We start from the raw sequence: 19,717 nt of genomic DNA on the forward strand, positions 1-19,717 counted from the left end.
CGCCTAACGCGATCCACCTCTTGCGGCCAGGGAGATTCGGAAATGAGATCTGTCGGACGGATCAGGGCTTTACTGACCGCACTGAGCGTTTTCGCTGCCGCTGCTTTGGCTGGCTGCTCGCCAGGCGATGTCCAGTTCGAAGGTAAGATCTTCGATGCAATGGGCATGAACGCGCCTACGACCCGTACAACGCCTAAGATGGAATCGCGGAGCCCATTGGTCGTGCCTCCGGATTTGGCCCGTTTGCCTGATCCCAATGCTCCAGCTCAGACACCGGAAGATATCTCTCTTGCTGCGATTAACGATCCTGACCGAGCCAAAGTGGTCGACCAGGAAATGTTGAAGAAGCAGCAGGAAGAGTATTGCGCGAAGCACTATGATACGGCTGTTGCCATGGGACGCGCCGACGCAGACTCGGTCTCTGGGCCATTGGGTCCCTGCCGCAAGTCGGTTCTTTCAGCCATGAAAGAGTGGAACGCGCAGTAGGGCATTCTGGCCGGCGTTCTGACCCCAGATTATTTTGCTTGGCATCGTGGGGCGTCATGGCGCGTGGTTGAGGTGCTCATGCTAGGTAACGCAGCGCATCGTTATCAAATAATATTTATTCAGTTAAAATAATCTCTTATGCATGTGGCGTAGCTATGTAGCAGCGCCAATTCCGTGGGAACATGGACGCGTTGTCATTTGACAAGGCAGGTCTGAATGCCGACATCCTCGGAGGCTTCGACTCGATAGGTGCACGGTAAATCGGTTACGATTTGCTTCGCTTCCGTAGCCGGGTTTGAAATGCGCGTTTGGAGGTTGAGCTTGTCCTTCATAGCGCGCCGATGTCCGGACCTTTGAGGATCTGAACTCATGCGCATTCTGGCTTCGTGCCGCTTTCCCCTTTTGGTTTCCAGCTTAGTGACGGCTCTCATGCTCGCAACGACGTTGTCCGCTACTTCCGCCCACGCTGCTCCTCGTGCCAACGAATTCAAACTCGCCAATGGCATGCAGGTGGTTGTTATCGAAGACAAGCGTGCGCCGGTCGTGACGCACATGGTGTGGTATCGCGTCGGTGCTGCTGACGAGCCGCGCGGAGAATCCGGCATCGCTCACTTTCTCGAACACCTGATGTTCAAGTCCACCGACAAGATAGCGGTTGGGGAATTTTCCAAGATCGTGGCTAGGTTGGGTGGGCAGGACAATGCCTTCACCAGCCAGGATACGACGGCCTATTTCCAGCGCGTCGCGAAGGACCGACTTGCCAAAGTGATGTCGATGGAAGCGGACCGCATGGTCAATCTTCGGCTTACCGACAATGAGGTTTTGACCGAGCGCAACGTTATTCTCGAAGAACGCCGCAGTCGTGTCGATAACAACCCTTCAGCTATTTTGTCTGAACAGATGGATGCCACGCTTTATTATTCACATCCCTACGCCATTCCGGTGATCGGTTGGGAGCACGAGATTGCGCGGCTCGATCGGGAAGATGCTCTCAATTTCTACAAACACTACTATGCGCCGAACAACGCGATCCTGGTGGTCTCTGGGGACGTTGGCGTTGACGAGGTGCGCAAGCTCGCTGAAGAAACTTACGGTAAAATCCCTTCTAACCCCGAGGTGGGTGCAAATCGTCTCCGTCCTGTCGAGCCACCGCAGCTTGCAGCTCGCGAGCTGGTGCTTACGGATCCGCGGGCAGGTAAAGCTTCCTTCCATCGTTACTATCTGGCGCCTAGCTATGTGAAGGCGCAGAAAGGTGAGGCCGAGTCGCTCGACGTTCTCGTCCGGATACTTGCCAACGGGTCGACAAGCCGACTGTACAAGTCGCTTGTGGTCGACAAGAAAATCGCTTCGTCGGCGGGTGGCTGGTATCACGGTGATGGGCTCGATAGCGGCAAGGTTGCGCTCTACGCAATCGCGGCTGACGGCTCCGATCTTGATCAGGTAGAAGCTGAGATTGATCGGGTTATTGCAGATGTCGCGAAGAACGGCGTTACCGAAGACGAGCTGAGGCGGGCCAAGATGGGCCTGACGGCGGACTACGTCTACGAGAGCGACAATCAGTCAAATATGGCGCGGCGTTATGGCTGGGGCTTAGTCGTCGGCCAGAGCATCGAAGATATCGAGGAATGGCCAGCGGCCATTGAGCGAGTTACCGCGGCGGATGTGCAGAAGGCTGCACAGAAAAGCCTCGACATTCGGCAGTCTGTGAGTGGACGGCTTCTGCCCGAGGCCGATAACGATCCTGGCACGTCCAATAAACGGGCGTCGGCTACGGCATCGCCACGCGGTTGACAAGGGAACGAGAAGTCATGAGCCTATTGCGACAAGCCGGGTTGCGCGTTCGTGCTGTTGCCCGTGTCAATTTCGTAAATCTCCTCGCCGTTTTTTTTCTCCTTAACATCGTCGCGCTCAGCAGGCCTGCTCAAGCTATGGATATCAAGACCGTTAAAAGTGCCAGCGGCATCGAAGCTTGGCTCGTCGAAGAACACTCTGTCCCGCTCGTTGCGCTGCGCTTTGCGTTTACGGGCGGCAGCTCGCAGGATCCGGCCGACAAGGCAGGCGTTTCTAATTTTCTCTCGGCGATGCTCGATGAGGGCGCGGGTGATCTGAAGTCGGCGGAGTTCCAGGAGCGCATGGAAGATATCGCCATGCGCATGTCCTATGAGGATAGTCGCGACACGTTCTACGGCAGTGTTGAAACTCTCTCTGCGAACCGTCCGCAGGCGATGGAACTGTTGAAGTTGGCGTTGACGAAGCCGCGCTTCGATGATGATGCCATTGAACGTATTCGCGGGCAGCTTAAGGCGAGCATTGTTTACGCGTCGCGTGACCCGGATCGCGTCGCTGGCAACGCATGGTATGCCGCGGCTTTCCCGAACCACCCGTATGGCAAGCCTAAGGATGGAACGCTTGAGACGATCTCCAGTATCACGCGCGATGATCTTGAAGCCTATCGCTCGAGGATCTTTGCTAGGGAGAATCTAAAGGTTGTGGCAGTCGGCGATATTGATGCCGACGCGCTCGCCAAGCTGCTCGACGAAGTTTTTGGGGATCTGCCGCAGAAGGCGAAACTGAATTCCGTGTCGGATGTCGCGCCGCCTAAGAAGGGAAGTCTGACCGTTACGGAAATGGACGTTCCGCAGTCTGTTGCAGTGTTCGGTCTTGGCGGGTTGAAGCGCAAAGATCCAGACTTCATGTCGGCGTTCGTTTTGAACCACATCATCGGTGGTGGCGGGTTTGCCTCGAAGTTGATGGAAGAGGTGCGTGAAAAGCGCGGGCTTGCTTACTCCGTTTACAGCTATCTAAGCCCGATGGATCATTCGGCGATCTTCCTGGGAAGCGTTGCGACGAAGAACGAGGCGATCGCGGAATCTCTCGATGTCATCCGTGCGGAGCTTAAGAAGATGCTGGAAACCGGCCCGACCGAAGAGGATCTTAAGAACGCCAAGGACTACCTGACGGGCTCCTATGCATTGAGGTTTGATAGCAACGCGAAGATTGCCAGCCAGCTTCTGGGCATCATGGTCGAGGACATGGGCATCGACTATGTGAATACGCGTAATGCGCAGATTGAGGCGGTAACCTTGGAAGACATCAAGCAGGCGGCAAAACGGTTTCTCGACCTCAACGATCTCATCGTTACCGTCGTTGGCAAGCCGGCTGGTTTGGCCCCGAGAGGGTGAGTATTTTCTCTTTATTTCGCAGAGGGTTGCACGTTTTGTTTTGAGAGCGCGGGGCAATTTTCCCCGCGTTACTATCTGCGGCTCAGATTCCTGTGCCTTGGCGTGGCCGCAGAAACGGGCTAGGTGGACACACACGTTTCACCAATCCGGGATTGCTCGATGACCAACCCTGTTTCTCTCAGCAAGAATTCAGCATCAGCTGAAGGCTGCGCGCCCTTTCGTATTTCGATCGACGGCTGCATGGAGACGGTCATTGGCCGACATGGTTTGTCCGAGCATTTGCTGAGCCGGTATCTCAAACGTGCCGAGCCCGAACTCGCCAAGCTGAGAGACCACTACAAGACGGGGCGGCTGCCTCTTCTCAATATTCCCGAAGAGACGGCGGATCTTGATGAAGCCCATGCAGCTCTCGCGCGGCTCAGCGAGGGGGCCCGGCTGATTGTCTTTTTCGGGACTGGTGGTTCGGGGCTTGGCGGGCAAACTTTGGCTCAGCTTGCGGGATGGAATATTCCCGGCGGTGCAGCTCCCGATCAACGCAAACGGCCTCGGACGCGCTTTTACGACAATCTCGACGGCGCGACGTTGTCCGGTGCGCTGGACATCCTTGATCTAGAGACAACGCGTTTCGTTGTGACATCGAAGTCGGGTAGTACAACCGAAACGCTCGCGCAGGCCATTGCGGCGCTCAGCGCAGTCAAAGCGGCAGGGCTCGAGGCCCGTATCCCGGAGTTGTTCCTCGGGATTACGGAGGAGGATAAGCCGGGTAAAAGCAATGGGTTGCGTTCCCTCTTTGCGGCACACGGCATTCCGATGCTTGCGCATCATGACGGGATCGGTGGGCGGTATTCGTGCCTCACGAACGTCGGATTAATGCCGGCGATGGCGCGTGGGCTCGATGCGTTCGCTGTGCGGCAGGGGGCCGCCGATGTGGTCCAGAAGATGCTGGACGCACGCCGTCCAGCCGACTTCGCGCCGGCCGTATCAGCAGCGGCAGCCGTGGCGCTTAACAAAGAAAAGGGCGTTCGGCTTAGCGTCATCATGCCTTACGCCGACCGTCTGGGAAGGTTGGCAGATTGGTACGTTCAGCTGTGGGCGGAGAGCCTGGGTAAGAATGGCCAAGGCACATGCCCGATTGCGGCAGTCGGACCGCTTGATCAGCATTCCCAGCTTCAGTTTTTCATGGATGGGCCGCCTGAACTGTGGGTCACGGTTGTCCGTGTTGCCACCGTTGGCAATGGGCCGGTCGTGGATGCCGAGATGGCCCGGCAGGCTGGCGCGGACTACATGGCGGGCCGCCATGTTGGGGATATCGTGGCTGCGCAAGCGGCGGCGTTACCGGAAGCACTCGCGCAGGCTGGGCGGCCGGTTCGCACGATTGATGTGGATCGCCTCGATGAGCGTGCGATCGGCGGGATTTTGATGCATTTTATGCTCGAAACGATTCTCGCCGGGCGGATTATGGGCATCGATCCGTTCGATCAGCCAGCCGTCGAATTGGCGAAAATCCTCACGCGTAAACGGCTCGACGCCGGTATCTGATCCGCAGCGGCGTTCCGGGTACTCGACGAAGAGGGATTTCTCGGTTTGCCGATACGTCAGCTCTCGCCTGAAACAATCAATCGTATCGCGGCCGGCGAGGTCGTCGAACGGCCGGCGAGCGTCGTCAAGGAACTTGTCGAAAACGCGATCGATGCGGGTGCCCGCGACGTCGAGGTTGTGACCGCAGGCGGTGGCTTGTCGTTGATCCGTGTGAGCGACGACGGCTGCGGCATGAGCGCGGAAGATCTGGCGCTTTGTGTCGAACGTCACGCGACGTCCAAACTCAGCGAGGAAGATCTCTTCGATATTCGAACGCTCGGGTTTCGCGGGGAAGCGCTTCCTTCCATCGGTTCGATTGCGCGGCTGGAGATTGTTACGCAGGAGCGGGGCGGGAGCTCAGGCTGCGCTATCATCGTTGACCGGGGTGCCAAGGGTCCTATTCGGCCCGCAGCGATCAATTCGGGAACCCGTATCGAGGTGACGGATCTTTTCTCTGCGACACCAGCTCGCCTGAAATTCATGAAGTCCGAGCGCTCAGAGAATCTTGCAGTCTCCGATGTCGTCAAACGGTTGGCGATGGCGCATCCCCAGGTCGCTTTCACGCTGGTGACTGGCGAACGGGCCAGTCTCAAGCTGCCAGCGTGCAAGGCCGATGCGGACGGACTTTTGCAGCGCCTCGGCCGGATTATGGGGCGCGATTTTCTCGCAGACGCCTTGGAGATCGCCGGAGAACGGGACGGCGTTCGCGTGGCGGGATTTGCGGGACTGCCGACACTCAATCGCGGGGATGCTTCTCAACAGTTTCTGTTCGTCAATGGACGGCCTGTGAAAGATCGGCTGGTGGTTGGAGCGCTTCGCGCTGCCTACGGGGATACGGTGCCGCGCGGGCGTCATCCTCTCGTTGCGCTCTTTGTTGACGTCGATCCACGTGAGCTGGACGTCAACGTGCACCCAGCTAAGACGGAAGTCCGGTTCCGTGACGCTGGAACGGTGCGCAGCATCATGATCGGTGCGATTCGGCATGCTTTGGAAGGTGCAGGGCATCGTGCGTCGGCGCGGGGCGGGCAGGATACGATCGCAACATTGCGGCCCGTGGAACCGGCGGCACCGTCACGGACTACCGGGGCAGCGTGGTCTGGCGTTTCCTCACGCGTGGCCTCTGTACCTAGCAGCTCACCCCTATCGGACTTCGAGAGTCCGCAGGGCAGGGTGCATGGCTTTGCCGAGCCGGTTCAGGCAGCGTTTACTGCATTCTCGGCAACAGGTGCGGATGCGTCGGCGGACGCGGAACCTGCCCGGGCAGACCTCATGGATAGCCCGCTTGGCGCCGCGCGGGCGCAATTGCACGAGACCTATATTGTTTCGCAGACACGCGACGCCGTTGTCATCGTTGATCAGCACGCCGCGCACGAGCGTCTTGTCTATCAGAAGCTCAAGGCGATGTTGACGGAAGGTGGCGTGGCGCGACAGGGGCTTTTGATCCCCGTTATCGTCGAACTGGGCGAGGAAGGGGCTGAAACCTTAGCCGAGAAGGCGGATGAACTTTTAGAGCTTGGCCTTGTCGCCGACCGGTTTGGTCCCGGTGCGGTGGCCGTACGTGAAGTGCCTGCGCTGCTAGGAGACACCGATGTCGATGGTCTTGTCCGGGATCTTGCCGATGAGATCCTTAGCGAGTCGGATGACAGCGCTCTGAAAACCCGGCTGGAAGCCGTGGCGTCGCGGATGGCGTGTCATGGCAGCGTGCGGGCCGGTCGCCGGCTCACCGCGAGCGAGATGAACGCTTTATTGCGCGAGATGGAAGCCACACCGTTTTCGGGCCAATGCAATCATGGCCGTCCGACGTATGTGGAGTTGAAGCTCTCGGATATCGAGCGTTTGTTCGGGCGTCGCTAACGCGCGTTATCCGTTCGCCGTTGCGTCATTCGTGATAAGCGCGCTTTCGATCTCGGCAAACGTATCGTGTGCGCGCCAGTGGGGGATCGAGGCTACGGGGCTCTTGCGATAGCCCTTCGTGAACAACACGAATTTTACGCCAGCGGCTTGGGCTGTCGCAGCATCGACTTCGCTATCTCCGACGTAGATCGTTTCGTCCGGTTTGCTTCCGAGTTGCGCGATTGTAGCCAACAGGCCGCTCGGGTCCGGCTTGCGCGTTGGCAGCGTATCGCCCCCGACCACGACTCTGAATGTGCTTGTGAGGCCAAGGTCTTTCAGGACCGTGCGCGTTATCGCTTCAGGTTTGTTTGTGCAAATGCCCAGCCGGTCGCCGCGGCTCTGCAGCTTCGCAAGCAGGTCTTGCACGCCAGGGTAGATGACTGTGTGCTTTGCTGGGTCTTCAGCGTAAATCTCGAGAAAGTGAGCCACGGCTTGCTGTATGTCTTCAGGACTGGTGCTGGCGTGCGCATGATCGAGACAGCGCTGCATCAAGACCCGGACACCTTCGCCGACGAATGATTTCAATGTCGGAAGATCGAGTTCAGTGAGGCCTTGTTCGCGGAGGACGCGATTGGCCGCGGCGTGGATATCGAGGGCACTGTCGATGAGGGTACCATCGAGGTCGAAAACAACTGCGCGAACCATTCAGCTTTCCCGCCATTTTATTGAGCATCCCGCCGAGGGGATCTGTTCACGTGGGCCTTGGCCTGTTTCAGCCACTTGCTTCATTGCGAGGAAAAGGTCTCTGCGCAGATCGGCGGGGCCGGTTTCTTTCCGGGACGCATCCAAGCGGCCGCGATATTGAAGGCCGAGATCGGCGTCGAAGCCGAAGAAGTCCGGCGTACATACGGCGTCATAGGTCCGGGCGACGGATTGTGTCTCGTCGTGGAGATAGGGGAACGTGAAGCCGTGATGGGCGGCGAAGGTTTTCATGTTTTCGAATGAATCATCGGGGTATGCGCGCCAATCGTTCGCGCAAATTGCGACGCTCTCAATGCCCAGGGGCTTGAGTTCATTGGCATCGCGGACGATACGGTCGATCACTGCTTTCACGTAAGGGCAGTGATTGCAGATGAACATGATCAGCGTGCCACGTTCTCCACGCAGGTCGGCCAAGCTGTAGGTTTTGCCGTCGACGCCGGGTAGCGTGAAGTTCGGAGCTTTCCAGCCGAAATCGCAGATCGGGGTTTCTACCGCCATTGCCACTCCTCAACAGGGGATCGAGCGGGCGTTCGTTGCTGCGTCCCGGATCGCTTTGATGTTGGCCGCGTAGTGAGCAGGCGTGCCGCCTTTGAATACCGCAGAACCGGCGACGAGTGCGTTGGCGCCTGCTTCGACAATCTTGCCGGTTGTTTCCGGTGTTACGCCGCCATCAACCTCGATGTCGATCGGGCGGTTTCCGATCATCTGTTTGACGCGGCGGACCTTCTCCACCACGGCAGGAATGAAAGCCTGGCCGCCGAAGCCTGGATTGACGGTCATCAGCAGAATGAGGTCGAGGCGGTCGAGAACGTACTCGATCGTGCTTTCAGGTGTCGACGGATTGAGCGAGACGCCCGCGCGTTTTCCGAGAGCCTTGATTGCTTGCAGCGAGCGGTCGAGATGGGTGTCGGCTTCAACGTGCACCGTGATGATGTCCGCACCGGCTTCCGCGAACGCTTCGATATAGGGAACGGCCGGGTCGATCATCAAATGGCAATCGAAGACCTTGGGCGAGGCGTTGCGGATGGCTTTGATAATGGGAGGGCCAAAGGTGATGTTGGGCACGAAATGGCCGTCCATGACATCGAGATGGATCCAGTCAGCCCCAGCGGCATCAATGTCGCGAACCTCTTCGCCCAGGCGGGCGAAGTCGGACGATAAAATCGAGGGGGCTATGACGATTGGACGGGTGGCGGCCATGTATCTGAATCCCGGATGACTTTGCTGCCTGCTTCATAGCCCCCGACACGCTTACCTGCCACCCCTTATCGGGCAGGAATTTCGGAGGGGGCCGATTTGTGACGGCCGCTGATGACAATAAAGACGCCGACGACGCCGAGTAATATGAGCGGGATCAATTTCCAGTCGTAGTTCGGGACGGCAAGGATGCCGAACCCTGCGGCCAATGCTTCGAGCGCCAGTGCGCTAAACGGTGTCAAGGCACTGGTTCCCAGGAAGCTTTCTGTGCCGATTTTTACCACGGAGGAGAAGGTTAAATACGTCATGGCGATGAATACAGGCGCGCCGCAGAAAAGGGCCAGGGCAAGCGTTGGCACGTGCCAGAAGGCGGCGGGTTCAGGTGTCATCGGGTTGGCTGGGAGAATGCCATAGACGACCAGAAAGACCGAACAGATCAACGCTGTCGCTGCGATCAGCGTTGTCGCCAGCACGACCAAGCCTGTGACACGCAGTTTTTCGCGTACCGTTTCCGCGCGCCGGTTCCAGGGATGAAATTCGCTGGCGAATGTTTTTATTGAGACGACAAGTGCGCAGGCGAGTGCAAGTAACGTTGCGGAAAATATGCGCGCATTGTCCAAGCCCCAGAGGATCGGGATAACGGCGACAATAATTATGGCCGCACCGAACCAAATGCGGTTCGTCATGGTGCGAGAAAAAAACAGCCAGCCGATCACAAGCGACACGGGCACAGCCAAGCGCAAAGCGAGGCTAGCTTCGGCGGGTGTTAGGATACCCAGCAGGAGGAAATATAGGGCTTCGAGGCCGACGGTGGCGGTGCCGAACACCCAGCTCTGACGCGCCAGGATGACATCGCCTGCGTCTTTGCCCCACCCCGTGATCGCCAGCATTCCGGCAGCCGAGGCGGCCATCGTGTAGAAGATGAAGACAGACATATGCGCGCCGGCGGCCTGGGCAATTGCATAGAGTACGGTCAACGCGGAGATCGCGATGACGAACAGGGCCGCTTCGAGCCATCCGTTCAAACCGCCGTGCGTTTTATCCCGCCAGCGTATGTTCACGGGTGGATCCTCGTCATGCTGTTTCGGAGATTAGCCGGGCAAAATGAACCGTGGTGTCGCCATATGTACGTTCGTCGATAAGTTCGAAGGCAGATGGCAGATCGACTGTTACGCCTGCGCGTTCTTCAAGGACGATGATTGCGCCGGGAGAGAGCCAACCTCCCTCATGAAGGGCTGTGAGTGCGGCTTCGCCGAGTTTTTTGTCGTAGGGCGGGTCAAGGAAGGCGTAGGCGTAGCTGTCCCGCGTTGCGGCTGGGCCAAGCCGGGTGGCGTCACGCCGGAAGATGCGGGTTATGCCTTGCAGTCCGAAGGCTTCGATGTTTCTGCGAATAAGCCCGCGGGCATCGGCGTTGTCTTCGACGAAAAGCGCATAAGAAGCGCCGCGTGAAAGGGCTTCCACCCCAAGTGCTCCCGTGCCGGCGAAGAGGTCGATGACACGTGCGCCCTCCAATGGAGGGCCTTCGATGCCGTGCGTGAGAATGTTGAATACGGACTCGCGGACGCGATCCGAGGTGGGGCGCGTGCCTCCGTGCTGAGGAGCAACCAAAGTGCGCCCTTTGAGACGCCCGCCTACGATACGCATGGCGTCCCCCTTGAGGGTAGGCCATTCATTCCGACTGGCCTTTTGGTTTCGCTGCTTTGCCCTCGGGTTTATGGCCTCGGCCGACGCGGTCAGGGTCAGGTGCTGCGAGGCCCAGTTCCTCTGTCAATTTCGCGCCAAGCTGGTCGGCGAGGACGCGTCGCTTCACGGGTTCGGTGGTTCCGGGAGCAAGGTCGAGCAACTGGAACGGTCCGTAGGACACACGGATCAGGCGGTTTACATCGAGCGAAAGGCTTGAGAGGATTTTGCGCACTTCGCGATTTTTGCCTTCGCGCAGGCCAAGTGTGAGCCAGACGTTGGCACCCTGCGTTGAATCGAGCGTCGCTTCGACTGGGCCATAGCGAACCCCCTCGATTTCCACGCCGTCTTTCAGTTTGTCGAGGTCGGCTTGTGTTACGCGACCGTGCGCGCGTGCGCGATAGCGGCGTAACCAGCCCGTGGACGGTAATTCGAGATGGCGGGCCAGCGCGCCGTCGTTGGTCAAAAGCAGCAAGCCCTCCGTATTGAAGTCTAGACGGCCGATGGAGACAACACGCGGCAACTCAGGCGGAAGACTGTCAAATACTGTAGGACGGCCTTCCGGATCGCGATGCGTCGTGACGAGACCTTTCGGCTTGTGATAGCGCCATAGACGTACGGGCTCGGCGTCCGGTAGTGGGTTGCCGTCAACGACAATCTTATCCAAAGAGGTTACCGTTACGGCGGGGCTGTTTAGCAATTTGCCATTCAGCCGGACACGGCCTTCGGCAATCCAGCGTTCGGCTTCACGCCGCGAGCATAGTCCTGCACGGGCAATCGCCTTGGCGATGCGCATAGGGTCGTTTTGTCCTGCAGCAGGCTCCGGCGCGCGTCCTGGTCCACGCTGTTTCTTGCGGACCGGCGTGCGAGCGGGTTTGGCTGCGGTGGGGCGTTCAGCAGACTTGCGCGTGGTGGATTTTGCCGCGTCCGCGGAGGTTGGTTTTGAACGTGCCTCCGCCTTCACCTTGCGTGCCGGCTTGGCGTGTGTCTGCCGGTCCTTGCTGATAATGTTCGGACGTCGTTTTGTAGGCGCCTTAGGCATTTGCGATTTCTGTTCGAATTGAAGGACGCGCTGTTATGACATCGATGCGGGGCAGCCGCTACATGGAACGCGCATTGGCGGAAGCCAACGCTGCGGCTCAGCGTGGAGAAGTTCCCGTGGGAGCCGTTGTCGCTGCACCGGATGGTACGTTTTTGAGTGCGGCAGGTAACCGTATCCGCGAACTTGCCGATCCTACGGCCCATGCTGAGATCCTCGCGATTCGCGCCGCATGCGAGGCCTTTGGTTCAGAACGGCTCCTAGGCTGCGACCTTTACGTCACGTTAGAGCCGTGCGCCATGTGCGCTGGAGCGATTTCCCTTGCCCGTATCCGGCGGCTTTATTTCGGAGCGGGCGATCCGAAAGGAGGCGGTGTGGAGCATGGTGCCCGGGTGTTTGCTCAGGCTACGTGCAACCACGCGCCGGAGGTCTACGGTGGGCTTGACGAAGAGCGCACGGGGGCACTTCTACGCGATTTTTTTGCCGCGCGGAGATGATGCCGGGCCTTGACGCTAGCGGCGACCCAGGAGCCGTTCGGCTAGGCGGGCCCGCCTAGCGGGTTCGGGTTCTTCCAATTTAGGTTGGGGCTCAGGGTCAGGTTCGCTGACGTCGGCGGGTTCAGCAAAAAGAATGCGCTCAAGCTGTTGGCGAAGTCTCGCTTTGGCGGGCGCTGCGGCCTCAAGAACTTTGTCCAGTTTATGAAATTCGAGTACGTGGAAGTTGCCGACTTCGACATCGATCAGAATATCTGGCTTCCGGGTTCGCACTTTCTCGCGAACGATGGATTGCTGTAGAATTTGCAGGGATGTGACGATCGTCTCGAAGGCGCTGGGCTTGCCCTCACTCGCGACCCGACCGGCCCCCGTTACGTTGATTGCGATCGTGATATCTGTGTCTTCTGCGAGGACATCGAAGGGGAGCGGGTTGACGAGGCCGCCATCCAGCAGAATGGCACCGTCGATTTCGACCGGCGTGAACAGGCCGGGGAGCGCCATACTTGCCGCGACCGCCTGCAAGAGTGGTCCTTCCGATAAAACCATCTGTTTTTGTTCGCTGAATTCCGATGCGATCACCTTCAATGGGATCTCGAGCGACGCAAAGTCTGCCGCCGTTCGTGGCGGCATGATCAGGTCGAGCAATGCTTCCGCGTTGAAGATTGAGGATCGCAGTTGGAATACATTCATGAAGCGCTGGAGAGGCTCCTGGCGCGCGCTGAAAGCCTGGCGAAGGATCTCTAGCCGGCTTTTCAGGATTTCCTCTGTATGGGTGCGGATCTGCGCTGCGGTGTAGCCGGAGGCGTATGCCGCGCCGAAGATGGCGCCGATGGAGGTTCCGGCAATGAGCTGGGGGCGTAACCCCATCTCGTCGAAGACTTCCAACATAAGAATGTGCGCCAAACCTCGCGCGCCGCCGCCACCGAGCGCCAGCCCAATGCGCGGTGCGCGCGTCAGATCCCTGCTACTTAGAGAGGTTGTCACTTTGCTGCCGGTCTCATCGGGTGTCGGAACGTCATGACATTACTTTCTCGCACGATGGCGAGATGATGGTAGCTGCGCGGTTCATCAAGCCTCTGTGTCCGAAGTTTCACGCGCCAAAGCGCGCCAGCCGATATCTGATCGGCAGAAGCCGCCCGGCCAGTCGATGCAACTCACGGCTTCATAGGCTCTATCGTGTGCTTCGCGGACGGTTTTGCCGACGGCCGTGACATTAAGAACGCGTCCGCCGTTGGCGAGGATGCGCCCGGTGTCGTCACGGGCGGTGCCAGCGTGAAATACGGTCACACCATCGATTGCAGAAGCGGCATCAATGCCTTTGATCTCGCTGCCTTTTTCTGGAGTTCCGGGATAGCCGTTGGCGGCCAGGACGACCGTGAGGGCAACCGTGTCATGCCAGCGCAGATCGAAACGATCGAGGACGCCGTCTGCTGAGGCGATGAGAGCCGGAAGGAGATCGGATGTGAGCCGGGGCATTAAAACCTGCGCCTCGGGATCGCCAAAGCGGACATTGTATTCGATGAGTTTGGGACCTTCGTCCGTGATCATAAGCCCTGCGAATAGGACGCCCTTGAAGGGTGTTCCACGTCGGGCCATTTCCGCGACCGTCGGCTTGATGATCTCATCCATGGTGCGCGTGATGAGTTCATCCGTCATGACAGGAGCGGGGGAATACGCCCCCATGCCGCCGGTGTTAGGGCCTTGGTCGCCCTCTCCCACGCGTTTGTGGTCTTGGGCGGTCGCGAGGGCGAGGACGTGTTCGCCGTCAACGAGGGCGAAAAAGCTCGCTTCTTCGCCGGTGAGGAATTCCTCGATGACGACTTCGGCTCCGCTGGCGTTTCCTGTGAACAGGCTGTCGATTGCCGAGAGAGCTTCGGCCTGGGTCTGCGCGATGATGACGCCTTTGCCTGCGGCCAGGCCGTCAGCTTTGACAACGATGGGGACAGGTTGTTGTGCTGCGTAAGCTTTTGCGTCGTCAGCACTATCAAAGCGGGCATAAGCGGCTGTCGGGATGCCGATGGCCCGGCAAAGGTCTTTTGTGAAGCCTTTGGAGCCTTCAAGCTGGGCGGCGGCGGCGGACGGGCCAAAGCACTTAATGCCGGCGGCTGTCAGCGTATCGGTCAATCCGGCAACGAGCGGCACTTCGGGACCGACGACAACGAGGTCTATTGCTTTGTCCTTACAGAAGGTAACGACGGCCTCATGATCGTCGACCTTCAGATCAACGCACTGCGCGACATCTGCTATTCCGGCGTTGCCTGGAGCGCAATACAATGTGTCGAGCAGGGGGCTTGCTGATAGCGCCCATGCGAGGGCGTGTTCGCGGCCACCACCGCCGATGAGTAGGACGTTCATGTTCGTTGCGGGCCCTTAGTTTTTCACTTTTTCAGGATCGCTGTAGGTTCACGTCATGTGTTACCGAGCGTCTGCTGCCATTATTCAATGATGTATCATCGCTGATGCAGTTAACAAACCGGGACTGATTCGTGACCGAAACCCTGTCAGATAAGCGCTTAGGGGCGGGTAATGCGCCGGAGTTTTCCGTGTCCGAGTTGTCGGGCGCGATCAAAAGGTCGCTGGAAGACGAGTTTGAGCACGTGCGCGTGCGCGGAGAATTGGGCCGCATTTCCCGCCCGGCATCCGGCCATTTGTATCTCGACCTTAAGGATGATCGCGCCGTAATCGCTGGCGTCATGTGGAAAGGCGTTGCGCAAAGGTTAGCGATCAAGCCGGAACAGGGCATGGAGGTGATCGCTGTTGGGCGTGTGACGACGTTTCCCGGCCAGAGCAAGTATCAGCTTGTTATCGAGAGCTTGGAGCCGGCCGGTGTGGGCGCGCTCATGGCTTTGCTGGAAGCGCGGAAAAAGCAGTTCGCTGAGGAAGGACTGTTTGACGAGGCCCGTAAGGTGCCGCTGCCGTTCCTGCCACGCATCGTTGGTATCGTCACAAGTCCGTCTGGTGCTGTTATCCGTGACATGTTGCATGGCTTCGATGAGCGGTTTCCGACCCGCGCCATTGTGTGGCCGGTTCGGGTTCAGGGCGAAGGGTGCGCGCCGGAAGTCGCTGCCGCGATCCGTGGGTTTAATCAGCTGAAAGCAGGTGGGCCGGTACCACGGCCCGACGTGATCATCGTCGCGCGGGGTGGCGGCAGTCTTGAAGACTTGTGGGGCTTTAACGAGGAAATCGTCGTGCGGGCCGTGGCCGACAGTGCGCTGCCGGTTATCTCGGCGGTCGGGCATGAGACAGACTGGACCCTGATTGACCTTGCCGCGGATGCGCGGGCTCCTACGCCCACGAAGGCTGCGGAATGGGCTGTACCAAAGTTCGGCGATCTCGTGCAGCGGACGGCAGAATACGGGCTCCGTGCGCAGCATACGGTCCGCCGTTGCGTTGAGAGTGCACGGGCGCATTTGCGCGCGGCGGCACGTGGGTTGCCGCGCCGCGAGAACCTTCTTTTGTCGGCGCGACAGCAGTTCGACGATGTGGAGCGTCGCTTGGGTCGCGGATTGATCTCCAACACCAGCCTGCATGCGATGCGCCACGCCCGGATCTCCGGAAGGCTGGTGCCGCGCCTCGTCGAAATGCGGATTGCCCGAGATCGCGAACGATTGGCGCAGTGTGACAATCGCGCGCGTCATGCGCTTTTGCGTACGGCTGGCCAGAGGCGTACGCGGCTTGAAAGCGTCGGCGGGCGTTTGCGTCCTTCGGCATTGCGCAGCCGATTAACGCGTGGGCAAGAGATCTTTGTGGGGGTTGTCGCCCGCAGTCATGCTGCGTTCGCGAATGCGGTCGTTAACCGTCGTCGGATGCTCGATTCACAGGGGAAGCTTTTAAATACGCTTAGTTACCAAGGGGTTCTGGCGCGTGGTTTTGCGCTGGTGCGTGATGCAAAAGGTAAAACTTTGCGTAAAGCGGCCCAGATTGTGCCGCAGCAGAGCATCGAGATCGAGTTTGCCGATGGACGAGTTATGGCAAACGTAACAGGGGATCCAGGGCAAGCGGATAAGCCTGCGCCGTCGAAAGTCTCTGAGATGACGATTGAGAAACCGAAGGACGAGCGCCGGCCGTCACGCGCGGCTCGCAAATCTGATCAGGGAAGCCTATTCTAGCAATTCGTCGAGGGGGTTCCCAAGTTAGCCCTCACGCGAAAAACATGACCAGCACTGGGTCCTGAAGTGGTGCTTGCGCGAAAGGGACGACTTGACGGGTGTCCGACAACGGGCAATCAATCTGAGGCTTCGGCACCATTGCCGGGCAGGGAGTTCCAATGAACCGGTTTGAGAAGTTTTTCGGCCCGCGGGATGAGGCGAAGGTCAAGTATCAGGGCGGTGACTTTCAGGTCACTTCGCCGGGTGATTTTGTGCGTTGCGCTATAACTGGGCAGCCGATTGCTCTCAATGAGCTGCGGTACTGGAGTGTTGAGCTTCAGGAAGCCTATGCTTCTCCCGAGATTTCTTTCCGTCGCTATCTGGAAGTCAACGGCAAGGTCTGAGGGCGCCCCGGACATGATTGCTTTATGCGGGCAGTTTCCTGTCTGCGATGACGGCTTCGAGCAGCGCCCTCATGCGAGACAGATCGTTTTCCTTAAACTGTAGTCGGATGGGTAGTGGACGCGCTGACTGCCGTAGGCGGGCTATTGCCGAGTTCCCTTCTGGGGTCATCCGGACCAGATCTTTTTCGGTTGTCACCAACTGAGCGCCGCTTGCCTTAGCTTGCGCGAGCAATTTTTCCGCTTCGCTGTCAGTGAAAGTGTGATGGTCGCGATACGCCAACTTGGCGAGTACGGTTGCGCCCAATCTTTCTAGGAGCGAGAAAAAACGCTGCGGGTTTGCGATGCCCGCGAACGCGATGACGGGGGTGTCGGCTAGCCAGGAAATATCTCCCGCAGGTTCGGGTTCGGCAACGAGCACGGGGCCTAGGAAGCGCTGGCGCAAGCGGTCAAGAACTCCGGTTCCGGTATTTGACTGCCGATCGTCGTCGTGGGGCGGCTGTGATCCGTTCACGATCACAGCGTCGGTCATTGCGTATTGGAATTGGAGAGGTGCGCGTAGAGGCCCGGCCGGAATAACCCGACCGTTGCCGATGCCGCGCGCGCCATCCACGATCGCAAGGCGCAGGTCTTTTTCCAACGATGGGTTCTGCAGACCATCGTCCATGATGATGACCGTGGGACGCGGCTCACGTGTGAGGATGGCGCGTGCTCCGGCAGGCCGATCCCGGCAGATCATGGTTGGAGCTGAGCTGGCCAGCAGCAGGGGTTCATCGCCTACGTCGATGGCGGAATGCCGGTGAGGGTCCACCCATTCCGGGCCCGCAATGCGGCCAGCGTAACCGCGTGATAAGAACGCTGGGCGTTCGCCAAGTTGTGTCAGGAGTTCAGCCAGCAAGAGCGACATGGGCGTTTTGCCTGTGCCGCCAGCCGTGAAATTTCCGACGCAGATAACAGGGAGCTCGGAGCGGAAGGGTTGCGTTTTTTTGAAGCGCCGTTCGGCGGCCCAGCCGTAAATCCCTGCAACTGGTTCGAGCGCGTTTGCCCGCCAGTCGCTCGTTTGATTGCCATACCACCATGAAGGTTCCTCAAGAGGCACGCTTCATTCCTTCCTGGTCGGGGAGGTAGTGGAGTAATGCCGCGATGGTCTGGTCTAGGGCGCCTGATAACGTTCCGATGGCCAGATCGGCGTTCGCGCGCATGGTATTCAACTTGGCATCGTCGTGCATGAGTTCGGCTACGGCCGCAGCGAGTTCTTCGGAGGAACGCACTTCGCGCATCGCGTCGTGGCGCTTTAGCGCGTCATAGGCGTCGCGGAAATTGTGCCAGCTCGGGCCGGTGAGAACTGCTGCGTGATGACGGACGGCTTCAATCGGATTTTGCCCACCTTTGTCTACAAGCGAACCGCCGATGAAGGCGATCGGTGCGAGAGCATAAAGCGTGCCCAGTTCGCCGATCGTATCGGCGATATAAACATCTGTTCGCGTGTCCGGCAGCTTATTCTCGGAGCGTTGGGTGACGTTCAGGCCGTTCATTTTCAGCGCTTCGGCTATCGCTGTTCCACGTTCAGGATGGCGTGGGGCCAGCAATGTCAGGAAGCCCTCGAATTCATTGGCCAATCGGCGATGTGCTTCGCCGATGATTTCTTCTTCGCCTTCGTGGGTGCTGGTTGCGACATAGCCGCGGCGGCTGTTGACGGCTGCGGCAAGGGCGTCGAACGCGGCCTGATCTATTGGTGGTGGCGGTGCATCGATTTTCAGATTGCCGATCGAGCGGACGCGGCGTGCGCCGAGCTCCGAATACCAGCGCGCGAATTTGTCGTTCTGAGTGAGGACGAGATCGAATCGCGTGAAGAGCGCTGCTGCCATACTGGTATTGCGTCGCCAGCGCTTGAAGCTGCGATTGGACATACGCGCATTGACGAGGACGAGAGGAATTTCCCGGGCGTGTGCCTCCAAAATCAAATTCGGCCAAATTTCTGATTCCGTGAGTACAGCGACGTCCGGTTGCCATCGCTCTAGGAAACGGCGCGCATATTCTGGTGAGTCGAGCGGGAGGAATTGATGGAACGCGTTTGGTCCCAACCTTTGCGCCGCCAACCGTGCCGACGTCAGGGTGCCTGTGGTCAGTAGACAGCGTACGTCAGGGCGTAACGCTGTGAGGGTATCGACGACAGGCAGGATCGCATTGGTTTCGCCAACACTTGCCGCGTGGATCCACACTAAAGGACCTTCCGGCCGCGCTAGGTTCGATTGTCCGAAGCGCTCGTTGCGGCGTGTTGGGTCTTCTTTGCCCTTGTTTTCCCGGAACCGAAGAATGAGCGGTGCTACCGGCTGGATTATGCGTGTCGCGACCCGATACGACTTGAGTCGAAAACCGGCAGGGACCGGAGGTGTTGAAGGATCCGCTGCGCCGGGGGGGGTGGCGCGTGCAGGATCAGCTCCGGCCAATTCGTAGGCGCGTGCTGTTGCGTTATTGAGAGCCGTCTCCAGCCGTTGCCGTAGCTGTTCCATTTGCTCAGGGCTGGCATCGTCCGGAACGTAAATTGGGTCGCCCAATACGTAGCCAAATGTGGAGTACGGCAGATTGATAGTCATTCGGCTCCATGTGTCGAGGGCATGGTAGCGGGATGTGGCGGCCGCAATGGGGAGGATCGGGCGACCGGAAAGGCGCGCGAGCGTGATAATCCCCTGACCGCAGCGGCGCGCGGGGCCCGGTGGAACGTCGGCCGTCATTACGATGTTGGTATTGTCTGCGAGGGCCTTGAGGGAGGCTCTCAGGGCATGGGCTCCGCCGCGGTCTTTGCGGCGGTCCCCCGCGCCGGCGCCGCGGATCAGCTGATGCCCGAGGCGGCTCATAGCTTCGCCAACCAATTCTGCGTCACCGTGGCGCGCGACCATTGCGGCAAAACGCAGCTCTTTGGGGGCCGGGCTGGCCAGCATCATGAATTGCCCGTGCCAACAAGCCATAATTGCTG

19 protein-coding genes are annotated in these 19,717 nt (G+C 59.0%); 8 read left to right on the plus strand and 11 right to left on the minus strand.

What is annotated here, in order from left to right:
- Positions 1-42 precede the first annotated feature (42 nt).
- Positions 43-486, plus strand: a complete 444-nt coding sequence (locus tag YBN1229_RS00685) for a hypothetical protein (RefSeq protein ID WP_046475455.1) — start codon at positions 43-45, stop codon at positions 484-486.
- Positions 487-680: 194 nt separating this feature from the next.
- Here YBN1229_RS00685 and YBN1229_RS18810 read toward each other — a convergent pair whose 3' ends face one another.
- Positions 681-857 carry a hypothetical protein gene (locus YBN1229_RS18810; RefSeq protein ID WP_160298672.1) on the minus strand — a complete coding sequence of 59 codons (177 nt, stop codon included), beginning with the start codon at positions 855-857 and terminating at the stop codon, positions 681-683.
- Between YBN1229_RS18810 and YBN1229_RS00695 the strand changes: the two genes are divergently transcribed.
- The 4 genes from YBN1229_RS00695 to mutL all read left to right on the plus strand — a co-directional run bounded on the left by YBN1229_RS00695 (position 856) and on the right by mutL (position 7,100).
- Positions 856-2,277, plus strand: coding sequence for a M16 family metallopeptidase (locus YBN1229_RS00695; protein WP_076605262.1), 1,422 nt, complete (start codon positions 856-858; stop codon positions 2,275-2,277). The genes YBN1229_RS18810 and YBN1229_RS00695 overlap by 2 nt on opposite strands.
- A gap of 17 nt (positions 2,278-2,294) precedes the next feature.
- Positions 2,295-3,668, plus strand: coding sequence for a M16 family metallopeptidase (locus YBN1229_RS00700; protein ID WP_046475464.1), 1,374 nt, complete (start codon positions 2,295-2,297; stop codon positions 3,666-3,668).
- Positions 3,669-3,827: 159 nt separating this feature from the next.
- A complete protein-coding gene (locus YBN1229_RS00705) occupies positions 3,828-5,207 on the plus strand; it encodes a glucose-6-phosphate isomerase (protein WP_082100917.1) in 1,380 nt (459 codons plus the stop codon).
- 45 nt (positions 5,208-5,252) lie between these two features.
- Positions 5,253-7,100 carry a DNA mismatch repair endonuclease MutL gene (gene mutL / locus YBN1229_RS00710; protein ID WP_046475468.1) on the plus strand — a complete coding sequence of 616 codons (1,848 nt, stop codon included), beginning with the start codon at positions 5,253-5,255 and terminating at the stop codon, positions 7,098-7,100.
- A 6-nt stretch (positions 7,101-7,106) separates the two neighbouring features.
- Here the strand turns inward: mutL and gph are convergent, their stop codons facing one another.
- From gph to YBN1229_RS00740, 6 genes are all read right to left on the minus strand, one after another.
- The gene (gene gph, locus YBN1229_RS00715; RefSeq protein ID WP_046475471.1) at positions 7,107-7,784 is read right to left on the minus strand and encodes a phosphoglycolate phosphatase; all 678 of its coding nucleotides are present in this window, start codon (positions 7,782-7,784) and stop codon (positions 7,107-7,109) included.
- Positions 7,785-8,339 (minus strand): thioredoxin family protein, encoded by a 555-nt coding sequence (locus YBN1229_RS00720; protein WP_046475473.1) that lies wholly within the window; start codon positions 8,337-8,339, stop codon positions 7,785-7,787. It abuts the gene before it with no gap.
- A 9-nt stretch (positions 8,340-8,348) separates the two neighbouring features.
- Complete coding sequence (gene rpe / locus YBN1229_RS00725; RefSeq protein ID WP_046475476.1) at positions 8,349-9,041, minus strand: ribulose-phosphate 3-epimerase; 693 nt, start codon at positions 9,039-9,041, stop codon at positions 8,349-8,351.
- Positions 9,042-9,106: 65 nt separating this feature from the next.
- Positions 9,107-10,099 carry a hypothetical protein gene (locus YBN1229_RS00730; protein WP_046475478.1) on the minus strand — a complete coding sequence of 331 codons (993 nt, stop codon included), beginning with the start codon at positions 10,097-10,099 and terminating at the stop codon, positions 9,107-9,109.
- 13 nt (positions 10,100-10,112) lie between these two features.
- Positions 10,113-10,682 carry a 16S rRNA (guanine(966)-N(2))-methyltransferase RsmD gene (gene rsmD, locus YBN1229_RS00735; protein ID WP_046475481.1) on the minus strand — a complete coding sequence of 190 codons (570 nt, stop codon included), beginning with the start codon at positions 10,680-10,682 and terminating at the stop codon, positions 10,113-10,115.
- Between the two features lie 25 nt (positions 10,683-10,707).
- Positions 10,708-11,760, minus strand: coding sequence for a pseudouridine synthase (locus YBN1229_RS00740; protein WP_082100920.1), 1,053 nt, complete (start codon positions 11,758-11,760; stop codon positions 10,708-10,710).
- A gap of 35 nt (positions 11,761-11,795) precedes the next feature.
- On the opposite strand from YBN1229_RS00740, the gene YBN1229_RS00745 reads away from it, so the two are divergent.
- Positions 11,796-12,254: a nucleoside deaminase gene (locus YBN1229_RS00745; RefSeq protein ID WP_046475484.1), complete on the plus strand. Its 459-nt coding sequence runs from the start codon at positions 11,796-11,798 to the stop codon at positions 12,252-12,254.
- A gap of 15 nt (positions 12,255-12,269) precedes the next feature.
- On the opposite strand, the gene YBN1229_RS00750 is transcribed toward YBN1229_RS00745, so the two are convergent.
- Together YBN1229_RS00750 and purD are read right to left on the minus strand one after the other, a co-directional pair.
- Positions 12,270-13,235, minus strand: a complete 966-nt coding sequence (locus YBN1229_RS00750; RefSeq protein WP_046475486.1) for a patatin-like phospholipase family protein — start codon at positions 13,233-13,235, stop codon at positions 12,270-12,272.
- An 84-nt stretch (positions 13,236-13,319) separates the two neighbouring features.
- Positions 13,320-14,606 (minus strand): phosphoribosylamine--glycine ligase, encoded by a 1,287-nt coding sequence (purD, locus tag YBN1229_RS00755; protein WP_046475488.1) that lies wholly within the window; start codon positions 14,604-14,606, stop codon positions 13,320-13,322.
- A gap of 131 nt (positions 14,607-14,737) precedes the next feature.
- Here purD and xseA point away from each other — a divergent pair, with 131 nt between their 5' ends.
- Entirely contained in the window at positions 14,738-16,360 is a 1,623-nt protein-coding gene (gene xseA, locus YBN1229_RS00760) for an exodeoxyribonuclease VII large subunit (protein WP_082100923.1), read from the plus strand.
- 158 nt (positions 16,361-16,518) lie between these two features.
- Positions 16,519-16,743, plus strand: coding sequence for a DUF2093 domain-containing protein (locus YBN1229_RS00765; protein ID WP_046475492.1), 225 nt, complete (start codon positions 16,519-16,521; stop codon positions 16,741-16,743).
- A gap of 22 nt (positions 16,744-16,765) precedes the next feature.
- Here YBN1229_RS00765 and lpxK read toward each other — a convergent pair whose 3' ends face one another.
- Complete coding sequence (lpxK, locus tag YBN1229_RS00770; RefSeq protein ID WP_046475496.1) at positions 16,766-17,839, minus strand: tetraacyldisaccharide 4'-kinase; 1,074 nt, start codon at positions 17,837-17,839, stop codon at positions 16,766-16,768.
- Positions 17,829-19,685, minus strand: coding sequence for a glycosyltransferase N-terminal domain-containing protein (locus tag YBN1229_RS00775; RefSeq protein ID WP_244466783.1), 1,857 nt, complete (start codon positions 19,683-19,685; stop codon positions 17,829-17,831). The genes lpxK and YBN1229_RS00775 overlap by 11 nt, the downstream gene beginning before the upstream one ends.
- Between the last annotated feature and the right edge of the window lie 32 nt (positions 19,686-19,717).

It is taken from the genome of Candidatus Filomicrobium marinum, assembly GCF_000981545.1.
Classification (GTDB): domain Bacteria; phylum Pseudomonadota; class Alphaproteobacteria; order Rhizobiales; family Hyphomicrobiaceae; genus Filomicrobium; species Filomicrobium insigne.

Bases quoted from the DNA above. Each gene is read 5' to 3' on its own strand.
- YBN1229_RS00685 (WP_046475455.1), top strand. From the start codon at position 43: ATGAGATCTGTCGGACGGATCAGGGCTTTACTGACCGCACTGAGCGTT.
- YBN1229_RS00695 (WP_076605262.1), top strand. From the start codon at position 856: ATGCGCATTCTGGCTTCGTGCCGCTTTCCCCTTTTGGTTTCCAGCTTA.
- YBN1229_RS18810 (WP_160298672.1), bottom strand. From the start codon at position 857: ATGAGTTCAGATCCTCAAAGGTCCGGACATCGGCGCGCTATGAAGGAC.
- YBN1229_RS00700 (WP_046475464.1), top strand. From the start codon at position 2,295: ATGAGCCTATTGCGACAAGCCGGGTTGCGCGTTCGTGCTGTTGCCCGT.
- YBN1229_RS00705 (WP_082100917.1), top strand. From the start codon at position 3,828: ATGACCAACCCTGTTTCTCTCAGCAAGAATTCAGCATCAGCTGAAGGC.
- gph (WP_046475471.1), bottom strand. From the start codon at position 7,784: ATGGTTCGCGCAGTTGTTTTCGACCTCGATGGTACCCTCATCGACAGT.
- YBN1229_RS00720 (WP_046475473.1), bottom strand. From the start codon at position 8,339: ATGGCGGTAGAAACCCCGATCTGCGATTTCGGCTGGAAAGCTCCGAAC.
- rpe (WP_046475476.1), bottom strand. From the start codon at position 9,041: ATGGCCGCCACCCGTCCAATCGTCATAGCCCCCTCGATTTTATCGTCC.
- rsmD (WP_046475481.1), bottom strand. From the start codon at position 10,682: ATGCGTATCGTAGGCGGGCGTCTCAAAGGGCGCACTTTGGTTGCTCCT.
- YBN1229_RS00740 (WP_082100920.1), bottom strand. From the start codon at position 11,760: ATGCCTAAGGCGCCTACAAAACGACGTCCGAACATTATCAGCAAGGAC.
- YBN1229_RS00745 (WP_046475484.1), top strand. From the start codon at position 11,796: ATGACATCGATGCGGGGCAGCCGCTACATGGAACGCGCATTGGCGGAA.
- purD (WP_046475488.1), bottom strand. From the start codon at position 14,606: ATGAACGTCCTACTCATCGGCGGTGGTGGCCGCGAACACGCCCTCGCA.
- YBN1229_RS00765 (WP_046475492.1), top strand. From the start codon at position 16,519: ATGAACCGGTTTGAGAAGTTTTTCGGCCCGCGGGATGAGGCGAAGGTC.
- YBN1229_RS00775 (WP_244466783.1), bottom strand. From the start codon at position 19,685: ATGATGCTGGCCAGCCCGGCCCCCAAAGAGCTGCGTTTTGCCGCAATG.